Source organism: Conexibacter sp. CPCC 206217, assembly GCF_030646165.1.
Taxonomy (GTDB): Bacteria; Actinomycetota; Thermoleophilia; order Solirubrobacterales; family Solirubrobacteraceae; genus Conexibacter.
This window is the reverse complement of sequence record NZ_JAUTDO010000007.1, coordinates 215,830-235,855: the sequence shown is the minus strand read 5'-3', so window position 1 is coordinate 235,855 and position 20,026 is coordinate 215,830. Positions and strand designations below refer to the sequence as shown.

19 protein-coding genes are annotated in these 20,026 nt (G+C 73.0%); 4 read left to right on the top strand and 15 right to left on the bottom strand.

What is annotated here, in order from left to right; genetic code table 11:
• Nucleotides 1-26 precede the first annotated feature (26 nt).
• Nucleotides 27-1,115: a PHP domain-containing protein gene (locus Q7L65_RS20190; RefSeq protein ID WP_304723913.1), complete on the top strand. Its 1,089-nt coding sequence runs from the start codon at nt 27-29 to the stop codon at nt 1,113-1,115.
• Complete coding sequence (locus tag Q7L65_RS20185) at nt 1,112-1,849, top strand: hypothetical protein (RefSeq protein ID WP_304723912.1); 738 nt, start codon at nt 1,112-1,114, stop codon at nt 1,847-1,849. The genes Q7L65_RS20190 and Q7L65_RS20185 overlap by 4 nt, the downstream gene beginning before the upstream one ends.
• Nucleotides 1,850-1,883: 34 nt before the next feature.
• On the opposite strand, the gene Q7L65_RS20180 is transcribed toward Q7L65_RS20185, so the two are convergent.
• From Q7L65_RS20180 to Q7L65_RS20130, 11 genes are all read right to left on the bottom strand, one after another.
• Nucleotides 1,884-2,282 (bottom strand): type II toxin-antitoxin system VapC family toxin, encoded by a 399-nt coding sequence (locus Q7L65_RS20180; RefSeq protein WP_304723910.1) that lies wholly within the window; start codon nt 2,280-2,282, stop codon nt 1,884-1,886.
• Nucleotides 2,283-2,286: 4 nt separating this feature from the next.
• Entirely contained in the window at nt 2,287-2,520 is a 234-nt protein-coding gene (locus Q7L65_RS20175; RefSeq protein WP_304723908.1) for a hypothetical protein, read from the bottom strand.
• Between the two features lie 73 nt (nt 2,521-2,593).
• Nucleotides 2,594-5,143, bottom strand: coding sequence for an ABC transporter permease (locus tag Q7L65_RS20170; RefSeq protein ID WP_304723906.1), 2,550 nt, complete (start codon nt 5,141-5,143; stop codon nt 2,594-2,596).
• Nucleotides 5,143-5,913 carry an ABC transporter ATP-binding protein gene (locus tag Q7L65_RS20165; protein ID WP_370552600.1) on the bottom strand — a complete coding sequence of 257 codons (771 nt, stop codon included), beginning with the start codon at nt 5,911-5,913 and terminating at the stop codon, nt 5,143-5,145. Before Q7L65_RS20165 ends, Q7L65_RS20170 begins: the two co-directional genes overlap by 1 nt.
• 106 nt (nt 5,914-6,019) lie before the next feature.
• Entirely contained in the window at nt 6,020-6,673 is a 654-nt protein-coding gene (locus Q7L65_RS20160) for a response regulator transcription factor (RefSeq protein ID WP_304723903.1), read from the bottom strand.
• A gap of 36 nt (nt 6,674-6,709) precedes the next feature.
• Nucleotides 6,710-8,536, bottom strand: coding sequence for a histidine kinase (locus Q7L65_RS20155; protein ID WP_304723901.1), 1,827 nt, complete (start codon nt 8,534-8,536; stop codon nt 6,710-6,712).
• Nucleotides 8,533-8,886: a response regulator transcription factor gene (locus Q7L65_RS20150; RefSeq protein WP_304723899.1), complete on the bottom strand. Its 354-nt coding sequence runs from the start codon at nt 8,884-8,886 to the stop codon at nt 8,533-8,535. Before Q7L65_RS20150 ends, Q7L65_RS20155 begins: the two co-directional genes overlap by 4 nt.
• A 143-nt stretch (nt 8,887-9,029) precedes the next feature.
• On the bottom strand, nt 9,030-9,722 hold the full coding sequence (rpe, locus tag Q7L65_RS20145; RefSeq protein ID WP_304723897.1) for a ribulose-phosphate 3-epimerase: 693 nt from the start codon (nt 9,720-9,722) through the stop codon (nt 9,030-9,032).
• A gap of 78 nt (nt 9,723-9,800) precedes the next feature.
• A complete protein-coding gene (locus Q7L65_RS20140; RefSeq protein WP_304723895.1) occupies nt 9,801-10,577 on the bottom strand; it encodes a hypothetical protein in 777 nt (258 codons plus the stop codon).
• A 101-nt stretch (nt 10,578-10,678) separates the two neighbouring features.
• Nucleotides 10,679-10,906, bottom strand: a complete 228-nt coding sequence (locus Q7L65_RS20135) for a zinc-ribbon domain-containing protein (protein ID WP_304723893.1) — start codon at nt 10,904-10,906, stop codon at nt 10,679-10,681.
• Between the two features lie 79 nt (nt 10,907-10,985).
• Nucleotides 10,986-12,440: a transcription antitermination factor NusB gene (locus Q7L65_RS20130; protein ID WP_304723891.1), complete on the bottom strand. Its 1,455-nt coding sequence runs from the start codon at nt 12,438-12,440 to the stop codon at nt 10,986-10,988.
• 204 nt (nt 12,441-12,644) lie between these two features.
• On the opposite strand from Q7L65_RS20130, the gene Q7L65_RS20125 reads away from it, so the two are divergent.
• Together Q7L65_RS20125 and Q7L65_RS20120 are read left to right on the top strand one after the other, a co-directional pair.
• Nucleotides 12,645-14,171, top strand: a complete 1,527-nt coding sequence (locus Q7L65_RS20125) for a cytochrome ubiquinol oxidase subunit I (RefSeq protein ID WP_304723890.1) — start codon at nt 12,645-12,647, stop codon at nt 14,169-14,171.
• A 3-nt stretch (nt 14,172-14,174) separates the two neighbouring features.
• Complete coding sequence (locus Q7L65_RS20120; protein ID WP_304723888.1) at nt 14,175-15,488, top strand: cytochrome d ubiquinol oxidase subunit II; 1,314 nt, start codon at nt 14,175-14,177, stop codon at nt 15,486-15,488.
• A gap of 56 nt (nt 15,489-15,544) precedes the next feature.
• On the opposite strand, the gene Q7L65_RS20115 is transcribed toward Q7L65_RS20120, so the two are convergent.
• From Q7L65_RS20115 to Q7L65_RS20100, 4 genes are read right to left on the bottom strand one after another with little or no spacing between them, the layout of a single operon-like run.
• Nucleotides 15,545-16,468, bottom strand: coding sequence for a methionyl-tRNA formyltransferase (locus Q7L65_RS20115; RefSeq protein ID WP_304723887.1), 924 nt, complete (start codon nt 16,466-16,468; stop codon nt 15,545-15,547).
• Nucleotides 16,465-17,052, bottom strand: a complete 588-nt coding sequence (gene def, locus Q7L65_RS20110) for a peptide deformylase (RefSeq protein ID WP_304723885.1) — start codon at nt 17,050-17,052, stop codon at nt 16,465-16,467. Before def ends, Q7L65_RS20115 begins: the two co-directional genes overlap by 4 nt.
• A gap of 49 nt (nt 17,053-17,101) precedes the next feature.
• Complete coding sequence (gene priA / locus Q7L65_RS20105; protein ID WP_304723883.1) at nt 17,102-19,396, bottom strand: primosomal protein N'; 2,295 nt, start codon at nt 19,394-19,396, stop codon at nt 17,102-17,104.
• Nucleotides 19,397-19,410: 14 nt separating this feature from the next.
• Nucleotides 19,411-19,965 carry a GNAT family N-acetyltransferase gene (locus tag Q7L65_RS20100; protein ID WP_304723882.1) on the bottom strand — a complete coding sequence of 185 codons (555 nt, stop codon included), beginning with the start codon at nt 19,963-19,965 and terminating at the stop codon, nt 19,411-19,413.
• Between the last annotated feature and the right edge of the window lie 61 nt (nt 19,966-20,026).

Here is a 20,026-nt window from a genome sequence, read left to right as displayed (position 1 = left end):
GGTCGAGCGCGCACAATCGTTGTCAGATGACCGACCTCCACGATCTCTCCGCCGTCGTGCACGTGCACTCGACCTATTCGGACGGGACCGCGACGGTGGCGGAGCTGATCGCAGCGGCACGCGGGAGCGGGGCCGGCGCCGTGCTGTTGACCGATCACGACACGCTGGCGGCGCGGCGCGAGGGGTGGGCGGGCACGCACGACGGGGTGACGGTCATCGTCGGGACCGAGGTCACGTGGAAGCGCGGGCATTACCTCGCGTTCGGGGTCGGCGGCGAGATCCCGCACGTCGGCCGCAGCGCCGTGGAGATCGCCGCGGCGGTGCGCGAGGCCGGCGGCGTCGGCTTCGCGGCGCACCCGTTCTCGCAGGGCGGCAGCATGCTCGTGCCCGCGCTGACGCGGCGGATCGTGCTCCCCCACGGCTGGCCGGCGCTGGAGCAGCCCGGCGGCTGCGACGGGATCGAGCTGTGGAGCGTGACGACCGACGCCGCGGAAGGCTGGCGCACGCCGGCCGCGGCGGCGCGCTGGCTGCGCGACCCGGTCGCGGCCACCGCCTCCGGCCCGCCGCAGCAGCACCTGCGGATCTGGGACGCGCTGTCCGCGCACCGCCGAGTGCCGGCCCTCGGCGGCCTCGACGGCCACGCTCCCGGCGTGCGGATCCGCGGCCGCGTCCGCTCCCCCCTCTCGCACGCCCGCACCTTCGGCCTGCTCCGAACCCACCTCCTGCTCGACCGCCCGCTGAGCGAGGGCCGCGATCCGGATGCGGACGAAGCGACCATCGTCGCGGCCCTGCGCGTCGGCTCGACGTGGCTCTCCCGCCCGCTCGTCGCGCCCGCCGACGGCGCGCGCTTCTGGGCCGAACTGGCCGACGGGTCGTACGTGCCGATGGGTGGCGAGGCGATCGTCGCGACCGGCGCGCGATCGGTGCTGCGGGTTCGGCTGCCGCGCGCAGCCGAACTGCTCGTCGTGCGTGACGGCGAGACGTTCATGCGCGCCGACGGAGCCACCCTCGAGGCGCCGGTGACGGGAGCGGGCGTCTATCGCCTCGAAGCCCGCGTCGGCGGCGCGTTGTGGCTGCTGTCGAACCCGGTGCATCTGCGGGAGCGGGGTCGATGACGAGCCGGCGCGACCGTCTTCGCAGTGCAGCGTCGGCGCCAGCGCTGCAGCCCGAGCGCAATCCGATCGTCCGCCGCGGACCGCACTGGAGACCGCCCGCAGCGCTGCGAGCAGTCTTCCTCGGCGACTGGCATCCGGTCCTGCGCGACCCGCTCGACCTGCTGCGGCTCAGCTTCGTCGTCGGCGCGGTCGTGTTCGCGGTGAGCGGCGACGGGCACGCGAGCACCCAGCTGGCACTCACGGCGGTGGCCGTCTTCCTCGCGCGGATGGTCGGGCTGCCGCGGCTGTTCGACTGGGGCTTCTGCGTCGCGATGTTCTTCAACGGCTGGGGCGACGCGCTGCACCTGTTCGTCGACTGGTCCTGGTACGACAACGTCGTCCACCTGATCCTGCCGTGCTTCCTGGCGCCGATCGTCTACATCGGGCTGTCGCGCGTCGACGTCGTGCCCGAGCCGGCACTCGTGAGACTGCGCGCCAGCCGCCTGCTCGGCATGGGCGTGATCGCCTTCTGCATCGGCGTCACCGGCGTGACGATCTACGAGGTCTATGAGTGGATCGCGGTCAGATGGCTCGACCAGAACCTCTTCATCAGCTACGCCGACACGATCGCCGACATCAGCGACGGCTTCGCCGGCTCGCTCGCCGGCGCGCTCCTGCTCTGCCTCTGGTCCCTCGGCCGCTTCTCCTCCCGCCGCACCCCGCGCGACTGGCGCGGGAACCCGATCGAGGAGTAGGCGAGGACCCGGCGCCGCGCGACGCGACGCGCCGTCAATTCAGCTCGACGACCGCTACTGCGAGTTGGTCGCGAGCGATCGCGGCGAGGCCGCGGTCCTTCGTCACAAGCGGCTCGCGGAGCTGCTCGGCGAGCGCCGCGAAGAGTCCGTCAGCGATCGCCAGATTCTCGCGCAGCTCCCAGGCGCGGGCACGCAGCACGAGCGACGGGAACAGCTCCAGTTGCAGGTCGCCGAGATCCTCGACCGCGCCACGGGCACGATCGGCTGAGAGCCCGCCACGCTGGACGTGACGACGCAGCGCAGCGAGCACCTCGAACACGATCACGTCGGGCGCGCAGAACGACTCGCCGTCAGCCAGCAACTGGCCGACTTCTCTCGCGGCGCTCGCGCCGAGCAGGAAGTCGATCACCGCGGAGCTGTCGAGGACAGTCACCGGGTCACTCGCCGTGATCCCGCAGCCGCCGGACAGTGACCTCACTGGGTTCGTCCAGTTGCACGGCGCCGCGGGCAGCGATCCGCGCCTCGAGCTCTTGTGGCGTCGGACGCGCAGTGTCGCGTGCAAGCAGCGTGCGCACGTACTCGGAGAGCGACATGCCGGCGGCGGCCGCACGCGACTTCAACTTGCGATGCACGTCGTCGGGAACGTCTCGGACTTGCAGAAGAGCGCCCATGCCCAGCAGTCTAGCATGCACCACGCATGCAAGACATGCGTGGTGCATGCACTCAAACGTGCTTGCTTCCGCCCTACTCGTACGCCAGCGCTCTCAGCACGTCCAGCTTCGCCGCCCGCCGCGCCGGCGGGATGGCGGCGAGCACTCCGGCGAGGGCGGCGAGGACGAGGAGGACGATCAGGGTGCCGATCGGGATCGAGATCGCGAAGCCCTCGCTCTTCAACGGGATCGTCACCAGGACGGCGAAGATCACGCCGAGGACGACGCCGAGGACCGCTCCGATCAGCGCTGTGATGACCGACTCGTAGCGGACGATCTGGCGCACCTGGCGGCGTGAGGTGCCGATCGCGCGCAGCATCCCGAGCTCACGCGTGCGCTCGTGGATCGAGAGCACGAGCGTGTTGACGATGCCGAACAGCGAGACGATCACCGACAGCGACAGCAGCACGTAGACGAGCGCGATCAGCTGGTCGATCTGGCCGGCCTGGTCGTCGACGAAGCCCTGCTTGGTCAGCACCTCGATCGTCGGGAACTGCGCCGAGATCTCTCTGTCGGCGACCTTCTGGATCGCGTCCGCATCCGATCCCGCCGTCGTCGTCGCGACGACGAACGCGTCTCTGGTGACGTCGAACTGGTTGGCGAGCACGTCGTTGGGCAACGTCATGTCCGCCAGCAGGCCCGAGTCGTCGTCGTAGATCCCGTCGATCGTCAGCGCGACTCTCTGGGCCGTCGGCGTCAGCACGTCGAGTCTGCTGCCGACGCTCAGCGAGTTGTCGTCCGCGTAGCCCTTGGAGACGACCGCGTGGCCGTCGCCGAGTCTGCTCAGCAGCGCGTCCGAGCCGTCCTTCCAGTCGACCGTGAAGACGTCGCCGACGGTCGCGGGGTCGACACCGGAGATGTTGACCTTCTTGCCGCCCTCGACCTGGCCGATGCCGAACCGCACCGGCGAGACGACGTCGACGCCCTGCACCTGCGCGAGCGCTCTCGACGCCGCGCCCGGCACGGGCTGGAACGAGTCGCTCTGCACGACCAGATCGCCCTTCAGGCCGTTGTTGACAGCGTTGTCGATCGACACCTTCAGGCCCGCGGCGAAGATCGCGACGAACGCGACCAGCGTGACGCCGATCATCAGCGCCGAGGCCGTTGAAGCGGTGCGGCGCGGCTGGCGCGCGGAGTTCTCGCGTGCCAGCCGGCCGCTGACGCCCAGCAGCCGCTCCAGCGGCCAGCCGACGACCGCCGCCAGCGGCTTGACGATGTGCGACGCGAGCAGGCCGACGCCGATGAAGACGACCGCAGCGCCCGCGCCGATGAAGGCCGCGCGCGACGAAGAGCCGCCGCTGCCGAACAGCCCGAGACAGATCATCGCTATGCCGATCACGGCGACGGCGATCGACAGCGGCGTGCGCAGGCGGCCGTTTCTGCCGCGCGTGATCGCCGCCGAGTCCTGCAGCGCCGCGATCGGCGGCACGCGCGTCGCGCGCAGCGCCGGCCCGGTCGCCGCCACCAGCGTCACGACCGTGCCGATCAGCAGCGAGACGATGATCGTGCGCGGCTCGACCGTCAGGCCGTTGTTCGGCAGGTCGGCGCCGAACAGCGTGAACAGCCCGCGCAGCGCCGGCGCGATCACCGCGCCCGCGAGCAGGCCGATGATCGAGGCGACGAGGCCGACGAAGAACGCCTCGCCGATCACCGCGCGCATCACCTGCCGGCGCGACGCGCCGATCATCCGCAGCAGCGCGAACTCGCGCATCCGCTGGGCGACCGTGATCGAGTACGTGTTGACGATCAGGAAGGCGCCGACGAACAGCGCGATCCCGGCGAACGCGAACAGGAAGGTTCTGAGGAAGCTGAGCTGGTCCTGCAGGTCCGACGCCTGCGTGCGCGCCTCCTCCTCGCCCGTGCGGACGTTGTAGAGCTGCGGCGGCAGCGCCGCGCGCACTCTCGCCGCCAGCGCCTCCGGCGTGACGCCGGCATCGGCGACGACGTCGATCGAGTTGAACTCGCCTCTCTGGTCCAGCAGCCGCTGCGCGACCTCCGTCTGGACTATCGCCAGCGCCGCGCCCGCGAGCGAGTCCTCGTCGCCGAACTTCGCGATCCCGACGAGTCTGAACGCCTCCGCGGGACCGTCGGCCGAGAGTCTGACGGTGTCGCCGAGCTTGAAGTCGCCGTCCTCGGCGGTCGCCTTCGCGAGCGCGACCTCGTCGGGCGCCGTCGGCTCGTGGCCCTCGACGTACTCCAGCGCGCTCAGCTCTCTCGGCTGCACGCCGTTGATCAGCATCGGCGCGCCGCCTCTGACGAGCGCGTCCTTGCCGTCCTTGGTGTAGATCACGCCGTCGGCGCTGACGCTGCCGGCGGCGACTCTGACGCCCGGCACCGCCTCGACCTGTCTCAGCACGCTGTCCGACAGCGGCGTCTCGCCGGCGTCGTCGAACTGCTCCTTCGGCGTGACGCTGACGTCGGTGTTCTTGTTCGCGGTCTCGAAGACGTTGTCGAACGCCTTGTTCATCGAGTCCGTGAGGATGTAGGTGCCGGATACGAGCGAGACGCCCAGCACGATCGCCAGCGCGGTCAGGACCGTGCGCAGCTTGCGCGAGACGAGCCCGCGCAGGGAGAGCGCGACCATCAGACGACCGTCCGCATGAGGTCGAGCACGTCGTCGGTCGAGCCGGCGTCGCCGTCGTGCACGATCTTGCCGTCGGCGAGCACGAGGATGCGATCCGCGACCGAGGCGGCGTGCGCGTCGTGCGTGACCATCACGACCGTCTGGCCGAGCTCGTCGACGGAGCGCCGCAGCAGGCCGAGCACCTCGGCGGAGGACTGCGAGTCGAGGTTGCCGGTCGGCTCGTCGGCGAACACGACCGCCGGCTTGGAGACCAGCGCGCGGGCGACCGCGACGCGCTGCTGCTGGCCACCCGACAGCTCCGACGGGTGGTGCGTCAGGCGATCGCCGAGACCGACCGTCTCGACGAGCTGCGCGAGCCACGCCTCGTCGACCGGGCGGCCGGCGATCTTCAGCGGCAGCACGATGTTCTCCTCCGCCGTCAGCACCGGCAGCAGGTTGAACGACTGGAAGATGAAGCCGATCTTGTCGCGCCGCAGCTGCGTCAGCTTCTTGTCGTCGAGGTTCGCCAGCTCGGTGCCGGCGACGATCACGGAGCCCGCCGTCGGCTGGTCCAGGCCGGCGAGGATGTGCATCAGCGTCGACTTGCCCGAGCCGGACGGGCCCATCACGGCGGTGAACCCGCCGGACGGCAGCTCCAGCGAGACACCGTCGAGCGCGTCGACGGCCGCTTCCCCTTCGCCGAAGCGTCGGCGAAGGTCGACGGCGGTGACGATGGGGGCTGAGCTCACTGGAAGAGTCCTTTCGAGGTGATTCGAACTGTCTTGGCGCATTCCGGTGGAATGATGCCGGCAAGCCTGACGGGCGGGCCGGATCGCAGGAAGCCGGATGGCCTCCGAGTCGAGCTACGGGTAGCCGTACCCAGCGGTTCTGCGCGCGCTACTGCTGCGACGCGCCGAGATAGCGCAGCACCGCGAGCACGCGGCGGTGGTCCTGCTGCGCCGGCGGCAGGTCGAGCTTGCCGAAGATGCTCGTGACGTGCTTCTCGACCGCGCGCTCGGTCACGACCAGTTCGCCCGCGATCGCGCTGTTGGAGCGGCCCTCGGCCATGTGCCCGAGCACCTCGCGCTCACGCGGGGTCAGCGCCTCCAGCGGATCGTCGCGGCGGCGGCGGCCGAGCAGCTGCGCGACGACCTCCGGGTCGAGCGCGGAGCCGCCGTCGCCGACGCGGCCGACGGCGTCGACGAACCGCTCGACGTCCGCGACGCGGTCCTTCAGCAGGTAGCCGACGCCGGCCGCGCCGCCACTGATCAGCTCCTGCGCGTAGCCCTCCTCGACGTACTGCGACAGCACCAGCACGCTCGTCTGCGGCGCTCGCTCGCGCAGCTCCAGCGCCGCGCGCAGACCGTCGTCGGTGTTCGTCGGCGGCATCCGCACATCCACGATCGCGATGTCCGGCTTGTGCGCGAGCACCTTGCGGATCAGGTCCTCGGCGTCACCGCACTGACCCACGACGTCGTGGCCCGCGTCCTGCAAGAGGCGGGCGATGCCTTCGCGCAGGAGGACGGAGTCTTCGGCGATCACCACACGCATGCTGGTGGCCTCAGTCGCGGTCGGTCGGTTCGGTGGCTAGGACGTGCACGGGATCTCGGCACGAATGGTCGTGCCTTGCCCGGACGGGCTGAAGACTGCCAGACGCCCGTCGATCGCGGACAGCCGGTCCTCCAGGCCGCGCAGGCCGCTGCCGCCGCCGGGGTCGGCGCCGCCGACGCCGTCGTCGCGCACTTCGACGACCGCATGGCCGTTGACGCGCTCCACCTGCACCGCCGCGTGCGAGGCGCGCGCGTACTTGGCGACGTTCGCGAGCGCCTCCGCGACGACGAAATAGGCCGCGCCCTCGACCGTCGCGGGCAGTCGCTCGCGCGGCATCTCGCCCAGCTCGACCGGCAGCGGCGCGCGGCTGGCGAGCGCCTCCAGCGCCGGCCCGAGGCCGCGGTCGGTGAGGATCGCGGGATGGATCCCGCGCGCCAGCTCGCGCAGCTCCTCCAGCGCCAGCCGCGCCTCGTCGCGCGCCTCACGGATCAGCGCCATCGCCTGCTCGGGGTCCCTCTCGACCTGGTGCTCGGCGATCCCGAGCGTCAGCGCGAGCGCGACGAGCCGCTGTTGCGCGCCGTCGTGCAGGTCGCGCTCGATCCGCCGCCGCTCGCGCGTGACGACGTCCAGCAGCCGCGTGCGCGACGCGCGCACCTCCGCGATCTGCACGCGCAGCTCGGCGTCGAGCCGCTCGTTCTCCAGCGCCAGCGCAACGGCTGCGCCGGCCGCCTGGACCAGCTCCGGCTCCTCGTCGAGCGAGGCGTCGTGGACGATCGCGGCGACGCGGCGGCCGTCGTGCTCGACGAGCGTGTAGGAGCGGCCGTCGCCGGGCTGCGGCAGCGCGACCGGCTGGCCGGTCGAGTCGACGTAGCGGCCCGGCGCTGGATCCGCGCGAACGGGCTCGATCTTCGCGTCGCCGCCCGCCGGCGCGGTCGCGGGCATCCAGTACGCGATCTGCAGCGAGCGGTCGCGCAGGGCGCTGGCGAGCGCGTCGCGCAGGCGGAGCGGGCCGCGGCCGCCGGGACCGCCGCCGAGCCGCGCGACGAGCCGCCCGACCGACTGGCCGCGCGAGAGGTTGGCGCGCACGATCCCTGACAGGAACGCGATCGGGACCGACGCGAAGATCACCAGCCCGGCCACGTCGGTCACGTTCAGCACGCGGTCGGGCAGCTGCAGCAACTGGCCCGCGAGCGACAGCGCGAGCCCGGCCGTCGTCGCGGCGCCGCACCACAGCACCGGCGCCAGCAGGCGCCGCTGCGGCGTCGTCGCGCGCTCCCAGCGCAGCACCAGCAGCACGGTCGCGACGACGGCCGCGGCGAACATGCCGCTGCGCAGGACCGCGTCGGCGATCTCCGCCACGTCGGCGTCGTCCACGACGAGCAGCACGTTGCGCGGCACGTCGTCGTCGAACGTGTTGGTGACGAGCAGGAGCAGCAGCGGGCCGAGCAGCGTCAGCGCGTAGACGGCGGCGACGAAGCGGCGCTCGAAGCGCGTCCGCAGGCGGCCGGTCGGGAAGCCCAGCAGCGCGTGCACGACGATCGCGGCGTAGAGCGAGCCGAACAGGTTGCCGATCGTGAACAGCACGTCGTCGTTGGAGGCGGTCAGCGCGCCCGCGAACCAGGCGAGCCCGACGAGGCTCATCTGCAGGCCGAAGCGCGAGTCGGGGCGGCGCGCCCAGGCGTACATGCCGGTCGCGGTGAAGGAGACGCCGATCAGCAGCAGCAGCGCCAGCACGAGCCACTTCGGATCGGCGTGGTCGCTCGTCAGCACGACGACGATCGTCAGCGCCGCGCCGAGGATCCCGGCGAAGCCGATCGCCGTGATCGCGGCGCGCTTGGCGGGCGTCAGCCCGGCCGGGGTCATAACAGCAGCGCGGCGACCGCGTCGCCCGACAGGTCGGCCTTCGCGACGAACCCGCACGCGCCGCAGCCCGCGACGAGCGGCCCGAAGTCGCTCGAGTCGCGGCTGGAGACGATCACGACCTGCGGCGGGTCGCTCAGCGTGTTGATGCAGTGGGCGACGCGAAAGCCGTCCGCGTCGGGCAGGCCGACGTCGAGCAGGACCACGTCGGGGCGCAGGTCGCGCGCCGCGGCGAAGCCGGTCGCGGCGTCGGCGGCCTCGCCGACGACCGCGAACCCGCCCGCCTCCAGCACGCGCCGCGCGCTGGAGCGGAAGCTCGGGTGGTCGTCCACGATCAGGATCGTCCGCGCCATCGTGCAGATGATTGTCGCCGACCGGTGAAGGGGTCAGCGTACGGCTAGCCGGCCAATCCCCGGCAGAGCGCTCTCGATCGGCTCAGCGTGAACTCGCCTGGCGGCTCGCTCTCGCGGCCGCGGGCAACTCGGCAGTCGCCGCTCTACGCGGCGCCGGCTGCCGTCGCGATCGCGGCGTAGGCCGCCGCCGGATCCGGCTTGCCGAAGATCGCCGAGCCGGCGACGAGCACGTTGGCGCCGTATCTGACGCAGCCGCCCGCGGTGGTCGCGTCGACGCCGCCGTCGACCTCGATCGCGCAGCTCGCCGGCAGCAGCGCGCGCAGCCGCTCCAGCTTGTCGAGCGAGCGGGGGATGAACCTCTGCCCGCCCCAGCCGGGGTTGACCGACATGCAGAGCGCCATGTCGAGCAGCTCGGCGACCTCGCTGAGCGCCTCGACCGGCGTCGACGGGTTGATCGCGACCGACGCGCTCGCGCCGGCGTCCTTGATCGCGTTGAGCGCGTAGTCGAGGTGCGGCGTCGCCTCGGCGTGGACGGTGATCGAGTCGGCGCCGGCGGCGGCGAACTCGGCGACCTGGCGCTCGGGACGCTCGATCATCAGGTGCACGTCGAGCAGCGCGCCGGCAGCGTGGACGCGGTCCGCGAGCGCGGAGACGACGATCGGCCCCATCGTGATCGGCGGCACGAAGTGGCCGTCCATCACGTCGACGTGGATCACGCGGGCGCCCGCGGCGACGACCTCGTCGACCTGCGCGCCGAGGCGCGCGAAGTCCGCGGACAGGATCGACGGCGCGATCCGCACCGCCCGCAGCAGCTCAGTGGCGTTCGGTCTCGTCATACGGCCCAGCAGTCTGGCGGATCGCGCGGCGCGACGCCTGTGCGGGGCGTCGCGCGGCGCGGTCGGCAGCCCGTGGCGTCAGCCTGCCGGGACCAGCGTGAACGGCTTCGTCACGGCGGGCAGCACGCCCGCCTCTCTCAGCGGGATCGCGGTCGTTCTCGTCGACGAGTTCGTGCAGGTGCCGCTGGAGCGGTAGGAGGCGAACGTCGACTCCTCCGGCACCGCCGCGACGCCGACCCAGATTCTCATCCCGGGCGCGGGCGAGCTGTCGGCGAAGTAGGGCGCCTGGATCGGGTAGCTGCTGCCGAAGTAGCCGTACGGCTGGCCTCTGCACGAGCCCTCTCTGTAGAGGATCTGGCTGCTGTTGAAGACGGTCGGGTATCTCTGGCTCGGGCTGTAGTCATATGTCAGCAGCGCACCCTCGGGCGTCAGCACCGTGATGTAGCCCGAGTAGTACGGAGCGAAGGTGCCGAGGTTGCGGCCCTCGGCGTCGACGACGTCGAGCGCGCCGGCAGCGCCGCGCGGACCGGGAACGCCTTGCGGACCGGCCGCGCCTGCGGCGCCGGCAGGCCCAGCGGAGCCTGCGGGGCCGGCGGGTCCAGCCGGCCCGGTGGCGCCTCTCGCGCCGCGGGCGCCTCTCGCGCCGCGGGAGCCCCGCAGCTCTCTCGCCAGCCCTCTGGCGAGCTGTCTGGAACCGACGCTGCCTCTGGCCAGCTCGCGGCTGGTGATGGTGCCCGGTGCGAGGTCTCTGCCGGTGATCATTCTCGCCGCCGTCGCGAGGCCGCCCGAGACGACGAAGGCGACGACGCCGGCCGCCAGCACGGCCAGCGTCAGCTTGCGGGTGCGTCCACTCATCGCTGCTCCCTTTCGATCCTGCCGCCGCAGCGTGCGACGGCGCTCCCGTGTCAGCGCACAGGCAACAGGAGCGAGGAGCCCGCGTCAGTGTCGGGTCGGTCTCAGACTGGTGTCAGCATGCTGCCCTTGCAGTGGTTGCAGATGACGATCGCGGTGCTGGACATCCGCACGATCGTCGAGTGCTCACCGCAGTTGGGGCAGACGGAGACCAGTTCGTAGCGGCGCAGGCAGTAGACGCAGCGGTAGCGGCCCGGCATCGTCGTCGGGCGCAGCCACGGCTCGCCGCAGCCCGGACACTCAGGTCCCAGCTTGACCGGCTGCTCGCTCATCTGCGCATCCCGCTCTGCACCCCTTCGTGATAGCGCATCCGGCGGATGGGCGTCACCCGCCGGGCAGCTCGAACTGGAGTCAGAGCACGCGTCTGAGGCGTGCGAGGTAGAAGCCGTCGGTGCCGTCGCGATGCGGCAGCAGCTGCAACGTGCGCGGCTCCAGGCGCGATCGCAACTGGGGATGCGCGGCGCCGAGGTCGTCGAGCACGAAGCTGGCGCCGAGACGTTCGGACAGGAATCTCTGGACCACGCGATCGTTCTCTCTGGGCGAGATCGTGCACGTCACATAGATCAGGGTTCCGCCCGGCTTCAGCGCCGCGGCCCCGGCCGCGAGGATCTGCCCCTGCAGCTCGGCCAGCTCGTCGATCGCCGCCTCGCTCGCGCGCCAGCGCAGGTCCGGCCGGCCCTGCAGCGTGCCCAGTCCGGAGCACGGCGGGTCGACGAGCACCGCGTCGTAGGACTCGGCGTCGCCCTCGCGCGGCACGCTCGCGTCGCCGGTCTCGACCGTCACGATTCCGTCCGCGTGCAGCCGTCTCGCCGTCTCCCGCAGCGCCTCGGCGCGGCCGGGGTGGCGCTCGACGGCGACGACGATGCCGGGGGCGGCGGCGAGCGCGGCCTCGGTGCCGTCGGCGCCGGCCGAGCTCGCGACGTCCGTGTCGCTGCCGCCGGTCGGTCGGGCGCCGGCCACGAGCGCTGCCAGGTGCGTCGTCTTGCCGCCGGGCGCGGCGCAGAGGTCGAGCACGCGGGCGCCGGGCGCCGGCGCCAGCAGCCGCGTCGCCAGCATCGCCGCGCGCGACTGCGCGACGAGCGCGCCGGCGGCGAAGAGCGGGTCGCCGCGCAGGTCGAAGGCGCCGTCGACGACGAGCGCTTCGGGCAGCGGCTCCCCCATCGCGGCGGGGCCTGTCTGCACCCCGCGCTCCCCCAGCTCCGCCGCGATCTCAGCCGGATCCGCGACGAGCGTGTTGACGCGCAGCGCCGTCTCGGCGGGCAGATTGACGTGGGCGAGCAGCGCGCGGGCGTCGTCGGCGCCGAGCGCCTGCCACCACAGCCGCGCGAGCCAGTCCGGCACGGAGTTCAGCAGCGCCGCGCCTCTCGGTCTGCGGTCGTTCAGCGCGGCGAGCAGCTTCGGGCCCTCGCGCGGGACGCGGCGCAGAACCGCGTTGACGAGCTTGTGACCGAAACCGCCGCCGGCCTTCGCCAGCTCGACGCTCTGGTCGACCGCCGCGTGCGCGGCGACGCCGTCGAAGAACAGCAACTGCAGCACGCCGAGTCGCAGCGCGTCGCGGACGACGGGGTCGAGCTGGTCGACGGGCCGTCTCGCGAGCCGCTCAATCACGTGGTCGAGCGTGCGGCGGCGCTGCACGGCGCCGTAGGCGAGCGCGGTCGCGAAGCCGTACTCGCGTGGCTGCAGGCCGGCGCGCACCGCTTCCCCCGCGAGCGCGCGATCGGCGTACGCCCCGTCCTGCTCGACGCGCCGCAGCACGGCGGCGGCGACCCGGCGGGCGGGCGAGACGGCAGAGGCGACGGATGGCACGCGTCCATCGTGGCAGGCGCGCGGCGACAGCGGTCGCTGGGGCGAGATCGCGCCCGCGCTCGCCGCAGCCCGCCGCACGAGCGGCACGCTCCGCACGCGAACTCGAGCGCGCACCGTGTTCGCTGCACGGTTCGCGTCAGATTGCAGCGCATTCACGCAATCTAGGCACGTCGCCGCCGACCGCTGGGGGATGATGCGCGCACCGTGCCTCTGCTCGAGACGATCTCCACGTTCGCCCAGCTCACGCCCGTCGAGCAGGACCACCTCGATCAGGCCCGCCAGATGCAGGCGATGTCGTTCGCGGTGCACATCCCGCTGACGTGCTTCGGCGTCGCGTTCCCCGCGATCGTGCTGTTCGTCGAGTGGCTCTACCTGCGCACGGGCGACCCGCTCTACCGCAGACTCGCGCGGCGCTGGTCGCGGATCATGGTCGCGCTGTTCGCCGTCGGCGTCGTCACCGGCACGATCCTCAGCTTCGAGCTGGGGATCCTCTGGCCCGGCTTCATGGCCTCCTTCGGCGACGTCTTCGGGCTCGGCTTCGCGATCGAGGGGTTCGCCTTCTTCCTCGAGGCGATCTTCATCGGGATCTACGTCTACGGCTGGGATCGGATGAAGCCGAAGTGGCACTTCGCCAGCGGCATCCCGATCGTCCTCACCGGCATGCTCGGCGCCGCGATGGTGATCGCCGTCAACGGCTGGATGAACCACCCGGGCGGCTTCGACCTCGTCGACGGCGCGGTCGCCAACGTGCGGCCGTGGAGCGCGCTGTTCGGCAACACGTTCTTCTGGCACGAGCTGGTCCACATGTACGTCGCGGCGTACATCGTCGTCGGCTTCCTGCTGGCGGGCGCCTACGCGTACGGCAAGTTGAGAGGCAGATGGGGTCGCTACGAGCGCACCGCGCTCGCGATCCCGCTGACGATCGCCGCCGTCGCCGCGCCGGTGCAGCTGCTCGTCGGCGACTGGGCCGCGCGCGAGGTCGCCTCCCACCAGCCGGTCAAGCTCGCCGCCCTGGAGGGCCTGCAGGACACGACCAAGGGCGCGCCGGAGCACATTCTCGGCTGGTACGACAAGGACACGGGCGAGATCAGATGGGGGATCTCGATCCCGAAGCTGCTGTCGTTCCTCTCCTACCACGACCCCAACGCGACCGTCAGAGGCCTCACGTCGGTGCCGCCCGACGACCGTCCCGGCCCGATCAACACGATCCGCTTCGCCTTCCAGGGGATGGTCGGGATCGGCACCGGGCTGGCGGCGCTCGCGGCGCTCGTGCTGTTCGTGCGCTGGCGCAGAAAGCGGCTGCCCGAATCGGTCTGGTTCGACCGCGCGCTCGTGCTCGCGGGCCCCGCGGCGGTGGTCGCGCTGATCTGCGGCTGGGTCGTGACCGAGGTCGGTCGCCAGCCGTGGGTCGTCTACGACTTCATGCGCACCGACGAGGCCGTCACGGGCGCCGGCGGCGTGCCGGTCGGCTACGGCCTGCTCGCGCTCGTCTACGTCGGCCTGCTCGCCGCGACCTGGTGGATCCTGCGCCGGCTCGCGGCCTCGCCGCTGGGCGGCGCGGGCGATCCGCAGCTGGTGACGGCGGGGGCGCCGGACGACGGCGGGATCGGGGCGGCGGGCGCGGCCGGCGGTGCGGCTTCGTCGAGCGGCGGCGGCTCCGGCGCGGCGGGTGGCGCCGGCGACGACGCTCCCGGCGGCGGCTCCGGCACCGGCACGACAGGCGGGAGCTGAGCGATGCATCTCTACACCGTCCCGCTGATCTTCGCGCTGGTCGGGCTGACGCTCTACGTCGTGCTCGCCGGGGCCGACTTCGGCGCCGGCTTCTGGCAGCTCGTCGCCGGCCGCGGCGACCGCGCCGACCGCGTCCGCGAGCACGCGCACGAGTCGATGGCGCCGGTCTGGGAGGCGAACCACGTCTGGCTGATCTTCGTGCTCGTGGTGATGTGGACGTGCTACCCGGAGGGGTTCGCCTCGATCGCCTCGACGCTGTCGATCCCGCTCTTCATCGCGGCGCTCGGGATCGTCTTCCGCGGCGCCTCCTACGCGCTGCGCGCCGGCACCTCCGCCAAGCGCGAGCTGCGCGCGATCGACACCGTCTTCGCCGTCGCCTCGGTGCTGACGCCGTTCGCGCTCGGGACCGTCGTCGGCGGGATCGCGTCCGGCCGCGTGCCGATCGGCAACGCGCAGGGCGACCCGTGGTCGAGTTGGCTGAACCCGACCTCGCTGACGATCGGCGTGCTCGCCGTCGTGCTGTCGGCCTACCTCGCCGCGGTCTACCTCGCCGCCGACGCGGTCCGGCACGGCAAGCCGGAGATGGAGGAGGCGTTCCGTACGCGCGCGCTCGGCGCCGGCCTCGTCGCGGGCGTCGTCGCGGCCGCGGGCCTGTTCGTGCTGCGCGACGACACGCGCGCGCTGTTCGACGACCTCGTCTCCGGCGGCGGCCTCGCGGCCGTGATCGTCTCGGCGCTGGCGGGCCTCGGGACGCTGACGCTGGTGTGGCAGAGACGCTACGAGTGGTCGCGCTACAGCGCCGCCGTCGCGGTCGCCGCGATCGTCGCGGGCTGGGCGATCGCGCAGTCGCCGACGTTGCTGCCCGGGCTGACGGTCGAGCAGGCCGCGGCCTCCCACGACGTGCTCGTCGCGGTCGTCGTCGCCACGCTCGCGGGCGCGCTGGTGCTGCTGCCGTCGCTGGCGCTGCTGTTCACGTTGACCTTGCGCGGGTCGCTCGGGTATTCGCCGGGGGACGAGGACGGCGCCGGGATCGGCGCGGAGCCGGGTGCGGCCGGCGCGGGCACGGCGCCGGACGCGCGGGTGGGCGCTGGCTCCGGCGCGACGCCGATCGACGCCCTCAGCGCCTCCCGCAGCGGCCTGCTCGCGCGCACCGCGATCGCGTTCGCGATCCTCGGGTTCGGCTTCCTGACCGTCGCCGACGCCGGCTGGGCGCACGCGATCGGCGTTCCCTGCCTGCTGCTGTCAGCCGTCTTCGGCTTCCGCGCCGCGGTCCCGCTCGACGGCCCTGCCGCGACGCCCGACGACGCCACCAGCTGACGAGGAGCGCCGATCCACTGCTGTTCTACAGCAGTGGATCGGCGCACCTCCGCCCGTCAGCTGGTCGGCAGGCCGTAGCCGCGCAGATAGTCGGCGGCTGACATCGGGCGTCTGCCGGGCGGCTGGACCTCGGTCAGTTCGAGCACGCTGCGGTTCGCGGCGCCGAGCAAGAGGCGGCCGTCGTGGGCGGCGAAGAGCCCCGCAGCGATCTGCTCGCCGTCGACCGGCTCCCCCATTCCCACCCCCAGGTACGCGACCGGCTCGCTGCCCGGCAGCGCCACGCGCGTGCCGACGTGCGGCGAGAGGGCGCGGATCGTGCGGTCGAGCTGGGCGGCGTCATCGCGCAGCGGGTCCAGCGTGCGGTCCTCGGGGCCGATCTTCTCGGCGTAGGTGAGGCCGTCCTCGGTCTGCTCGACGTACTCCGGGCGTTCGGTCAGCGCGCGCACGAGCAGTTCGCCGCCGACGCGCTCCAGCCGCTGCGCGAGCGTGCCGAAGGTGTCACGCGGGAGGATCGGCGCGCGCTCCAGCAGGCTGACGGGGCCGCTGTCGAGCCCCGCGGTCAGGCGCATGATCGCGACGCCCGTCTCGTCGTCGCCGGCCATGATCGCCCGCTCCAGCGGGGCCGCGCCGCGCCAGCGCGGCAGCAGCGACGGGTGCACGTTGACGATCTCGTGCTCGGACAGCAGCGGCTCCTTGATCAGCGCCCCGAACGCGCAGACGATCACCGCGTCGGGCCGCGCGGCGGAGATCCGCGCGCGCGCCTCGTCGCCGTTGACGCTGTCGGGCTGGTCCAGCTCGATCCCCAGCTCGCGCGCGGCGTCGGCGACCGGCGGCGACTGCAGTCTGCGCCCGCGGCCCTTCGGCCGGTCCGGGCGCGTGACGACGAGCTGCGGCCGGTGCGGGCTGTCGGCCAGCCGTCGCAGGATCGCGGCGGCGAAGTCGGAGGTGCCGAGGTAGGCGGTGCGCACGGCGCGGCTCAAGCCGCTTCGTCTTCGGCGACCTGCTCACGCAGGATCTTCATCGCCTGCTTGCGTTCGGGGCGTGAGGTGCGGTCGAGGATCAGGACGCCGTCGAGGTGGTCCATCTCGTGCTGGATCACGCGCGCTTCCAAGCCGCTCGCCTCGATCGTGACCCGCTCGCCGCGCTCGTCCTGCGCTCTGACGCGCACGTTGACGGGGCGCTCGACCTCGACCAGCACGCCGCGCAGGCTGAGGCAGCCCTCCTCCATGCTCTCCAGTTCCTCGCCGGACCACTCGATCTCGGGGTTGACGAGCGCGATCACCGGCGACTCCTGCTCGACGCGGTAGACGAGCACGCGGTTGAGCTTGCCGAGCTGCGTCGCTGCGAGCCCGATCCCGAGCGAGTCGGCCATGATCTCGCCCATCCCGTCGATCTGCGCTCTGAGATCCTCGTCGAAGCGCGTGACCGGCATCGCCTTGCTCTTCAGCACGGGATCGCCGAACTGCCGCACGAGGCTCAGCGCGGCCGCGCGACGGGCGGCCGTCTCGGGGTCGAGGCGGGGCGCCTCGCGCTCCTCGCCCTCTTGCTCTTCAAGCTCTGCCATGGGGCTTGGATTCTAGAGGGAACGGCCGCGGACGCCTCGCCCCGGCCCGCTACTGCGGATCGACGTCCGCCGACAGGCTGACGCGCCGCCCGAGCGGGGTGCGCGCGACCGCGTCGACCGCCGCGGCGACCGACTGGACGGCGGCGCGGCGCTGGGTCGCCTTGACGACGAGCTGGCTGCGCTCTCTGCCGCGCAGGCGGAACAGCGGCGCGGGGCCGAGCACCTGCGCGCCCGGCGCGTCAATCATTCTCATCACGGCGTCGGCGGCCGCGTGCGCCTGCGACAGCTGCTCGGAGGAGCAGACGACGCGGATCAGCGACGCGAACGGCGGGTAGCGCAGCAGCTCGCGGCGAGCCAGTTCGCCGGCCAGGAAGCCGTCGCTGTCGTGCGCGGCGGCGGCGATGATCGCGCGCTCGTCGGTCGCGAGCGTCTGCACGAGCACGCGCCCGTCGCCGTGCGGGCCGCGACCGGCGCGGCCCGCGAGCTGGGCGATCAGCGAGTACGTGCGCTCGTCCGCGCGGAAGTCGGGGAAGCGCAGCGTCTGGTCGGCGTCGAGCACGACCCCGAGCGTCACGTCGGGGAAGTCGTGGCCCTTCGCGACGATCTGCGTGCCGACCAGCACGCCCGCTGGCGCGGCGTCGAATCTGACGAGCGCGCGGGCGATCGCGCCCTTCGTCGCGGTCGTGTCGGCGTCGAGGCGCAAGACGGGGAAGCCGGGATCGCCGATCGCGTCGATCAGCTCCTGCTCGATCCGCTCCGTGCCCGCGCCGTGGCGCGCGAGCGTGACCGAGCCGCAGTCCGGGCAGGTCGACGGCACCCGTTCGCTGTGGCCGCAGTGGTGGCAGGAGACCGCGCGCTGGCTGCGGTGCAGCACGAGCGCGACGTCGCAGTCGGGGCACTGCCAGACCTTGCCGCACGAGCGGCAGGAGAGGAAGTTCGACCAGCCGCGCCGGTTCACCAGCACGATCGCCTTGCGCCCGGCGCGGCGGACGTCCGCCAGCGCCTCGCGCGTGACCGGGTGCAGCGGGTGTCTCGCATCCCTCATGTCGAGGATCTCGACCGGCGGCAGCGGGCGGCCGTCGACGCGTCTGAGCATCCGCAGCCGGCGCAGCGCATGGACGGACTCCGGCCGCGGCGTCGCGCTGCCGCTCAGCAGCACCGCGCCCTCGTCGTGCGCACGACGGGCGGCGACGCGGCGGGCGTCGTAGCGGGGGTCGCCCTCGTGCTTGTAGGCCGGCTCGTGCTCCTCGTCGACGATCACCAGCCCGACGTCGTCCAGCGGCGCGAAGACCGCCGAACGCGGACCGACGCAGATGCGCGCCTCGCCGCGCCGCAGCCGCATCCACTCGTCGTAGCGCTCGCCCTGCCCCAGCTGCGAGTGCAGCACCGCGACGGTGTCGCCGAAGCGCGCCTGGAAGCGCGCGACCGTCTGCGGCGCGAGCGCGATCTCGGGCACCAGCACGATCACGCTTCTGCCCGCGTCGAGCGCCGCGGCAGCGGCCTGCAGGTAGACCTCGGTCTTGCCCGAGCCGGTCACGCCGTGCAGCAGGAAGCGGCGCTCGGCGGGGTTCAGCGTCCCGTCCGCCGCCCCGAGCGCGGTGACGATCGGCTCCAGCGCCTTCACCTGCTCGAGCGTCAGCCGCGGCGGCGCGCCGCCGTTGCGCGCGCCGACGGCGGTGTGCGTCGGCCGCCGCCGCCGCTCGCGCTGCTCCAGCAGCAGCAGCCCGCGATCCGCGAGCCGCCGCAGCGAGCCGTGGTCGGCGCCGGTCTGGGCGGCCGGGAGCGGGCCGGCGTCGGCGAGGTTCTCCAGCACGAGGCGCTGCTTGGGGGTGAGGCGGACGGCGCGGTTCGGCGCAGCGGCTCTGCCCGGCGCGGCGGCGTTCCCCGGCGTGGAAGCTCCTTCGGACGCGGCTCCGTCCCCCGGCGCGGCGGCTTCCTGCCCCGTCTCCAGCGCCGCGCGTCCCCCGTGCGTCAATTCCGCCACCAGCACCCGCCGCGTTCTCACGCGCGGGGTCGTCGCGCGGCCGGCGCCGGGCGGCAGCACGAGGGCCAGCGCGCGCGCCGTCGTCGAGCAGTACTCGTCGGCGATCCAGCGGGCAAGGCCGACCAGCTCGGCCGGGATCCCCGGCTCGACGGCCGATCTCGGCTCGGCCAGCTTCTCCGGCGCGACCTCGGTCGTGTCGGTCAGCTCCGCGACGACGCCGAGCACGTCGCGCCCGCCGAACGGAACGACCAGCAGCGCGCCGACCTGCACGTGCTGCAGCGCCGGCGGCAGGCGGTAGTCGAACGGGCCGCGGATCGCGCGGGCGGTCGTGAGCGGTTCGATGCGGGCGATCGGCGGCACGAGGCGACGGGACCTTAGAGCGCCGTGCGCGCGAACAACACGCCCTCGACCGGACCGTGCTTCGTGTCTGCTGCGAACACGAACGGCGGTCCCGGCTCGCGCACGTAGCCGGCCCGCTCGGCGACCCGCTGCGACGCCTCGTTGCCGACGAACGGGATCAGCTCCAGCCGCGTCAGCGCCAGCCGCTCGAACGCCCACGCCGACAGCAGCGCGACGGCGCGCGCTGCGACGCCGCGCCGTCGCTCGCCCGGCGCGACCCAGTAGCCGACCTCGCCGCACGCGCGCTCCCACTCGATCCGCACCAGGCCGACCGAGCCGAGCACGCGCTCCGGCTGCACCGCGTCGACGATCGCGACGTCGGCGCCGCTGCCCGCCCACCAGCGCGTCGAGCTGGCGGCGACGAACGCGCGCGCCTTCAGCGCGTCGTAGTCGTCGGGCACGAACGTCCAGCGCTGGATCTCGGGATCGCGGCAGGCGGCCGCGATCGCCGGCACGTCGGCGGGGACCCAGCGGCGCAGCGCGACGACGCCGTCGGCGGGGGCCGGATCGAGTGCGGGCAGGCGCGCCATCCCCTCAACGTAGCCTGCGCACCGGCCATTCGCCGAGCGGGCGCGATCGACCGCCGCCCAG

Excerpts from the sequence above, each read along its gene's own strand:
- Q7L65_RS20190 (WP_304723913.1), top strand. The coding sequence starts at position 27 with ATGACCGACCTCCACGATCTCTCCGCCGTCGTGCACGTGCACTCGACC.
- Q7L65_RS20185 (WP_304723912.1), top strand. The coding sequence starts at position 1,112 with ATGACGAGCCGGCGCGACCGTCTTCGCAGTGCAGCGTCGGCGCCAGCG.
- Q7L65_RS20175 (WP_304723908.1), bottom strand. The coding sequence starts at position 2,520 with ATGGGCGCTCTTCTGCAAGTCCGAGACGTTCCCGACGACGTGCATCGC.
- Q7L65_RS20170 (WP_304723906.1), bottom strand. The coding sequence starts at position 5,143 with ATGGTCGCGCTCTCCCTGCGCGGGCTCGTCTCGCGCAAGCTGCGCACG.
- Q7L65_RS20165 (WP_370552600.1), bottom strand. The coding sequence starts at position 5,913 with ATGCGCCAAGACAGTTCGAATCACCTCGAAAGGACTCTTCCAGTGAGC.
- Q7L65_RS20160 (WP_304723903.1), bottom strand. The coding sequence starts at position 6,673 with ATGCGTGTGGTGATCGCCGAAGACTCCGTCCTCCTGCGCGAAGGCATC.
- Q7L65_RS20155 (WP_304723901.1), bottom strand. The coding sequence starts at position 8,536 with ATGACCCCGGCCGGGCTGACGCCCGCCAAGCGCGCCGCGATCACGGCG.
- Q7L65_RS20150 (WP_304723899.1), bottom strand. The coding sequence starts at position 8,886 with ATGGCGCGGACGATCCTGATCGTGGACGACCACCCGAGCTTCCGCTCC.
- rpe (WP_304723897.1), bottom strand. The coding sequence starts at position 9,722 with ATGACGAGACCGAACGCCACTGAGCTGCTGCGGGCGGTGCGGATCGCG.
- Q7L65_RS20140 (WP_304723895.1), bottom strand. The coding sequence starts at position 10,577 with ATGAGTGGACGCACCCGCAAGCTGACGCTGGCCGTGCTGGCGGCCGGC.
- Q7L65_RS20135 (WP_304723893.1), bottom strand. The coding sequence starts at position 10,906 with ATGAGCGAGCAGCCGGTCAAGCTGGGACCTGAGTGTCCGGGCTGCGGC.
- Q7L65_RS20120 (WP_304723888.1), top strand. The coding sequence starts at position 14,175 with ATGCATCTCTACACCGTCCCGCTGATCTTCGCGCTGGTCGGGCTGACG.
- def (WP_304723885.1), bottom strand. The coding sequence starts at position 17,052 with ATGGCAGAGCTTGAAGAGCAAGAGGGCGAGGAGCGCGAGGCGCCCCGC.
- Q7L65_RS20100 (WP_304723882.1), bottom strand. The coding sequence starts at position 19,965 with ATGGCGCGCCTGCCCGCACTCGATCCGGCCCCCGCCGACGGCGTCGTC.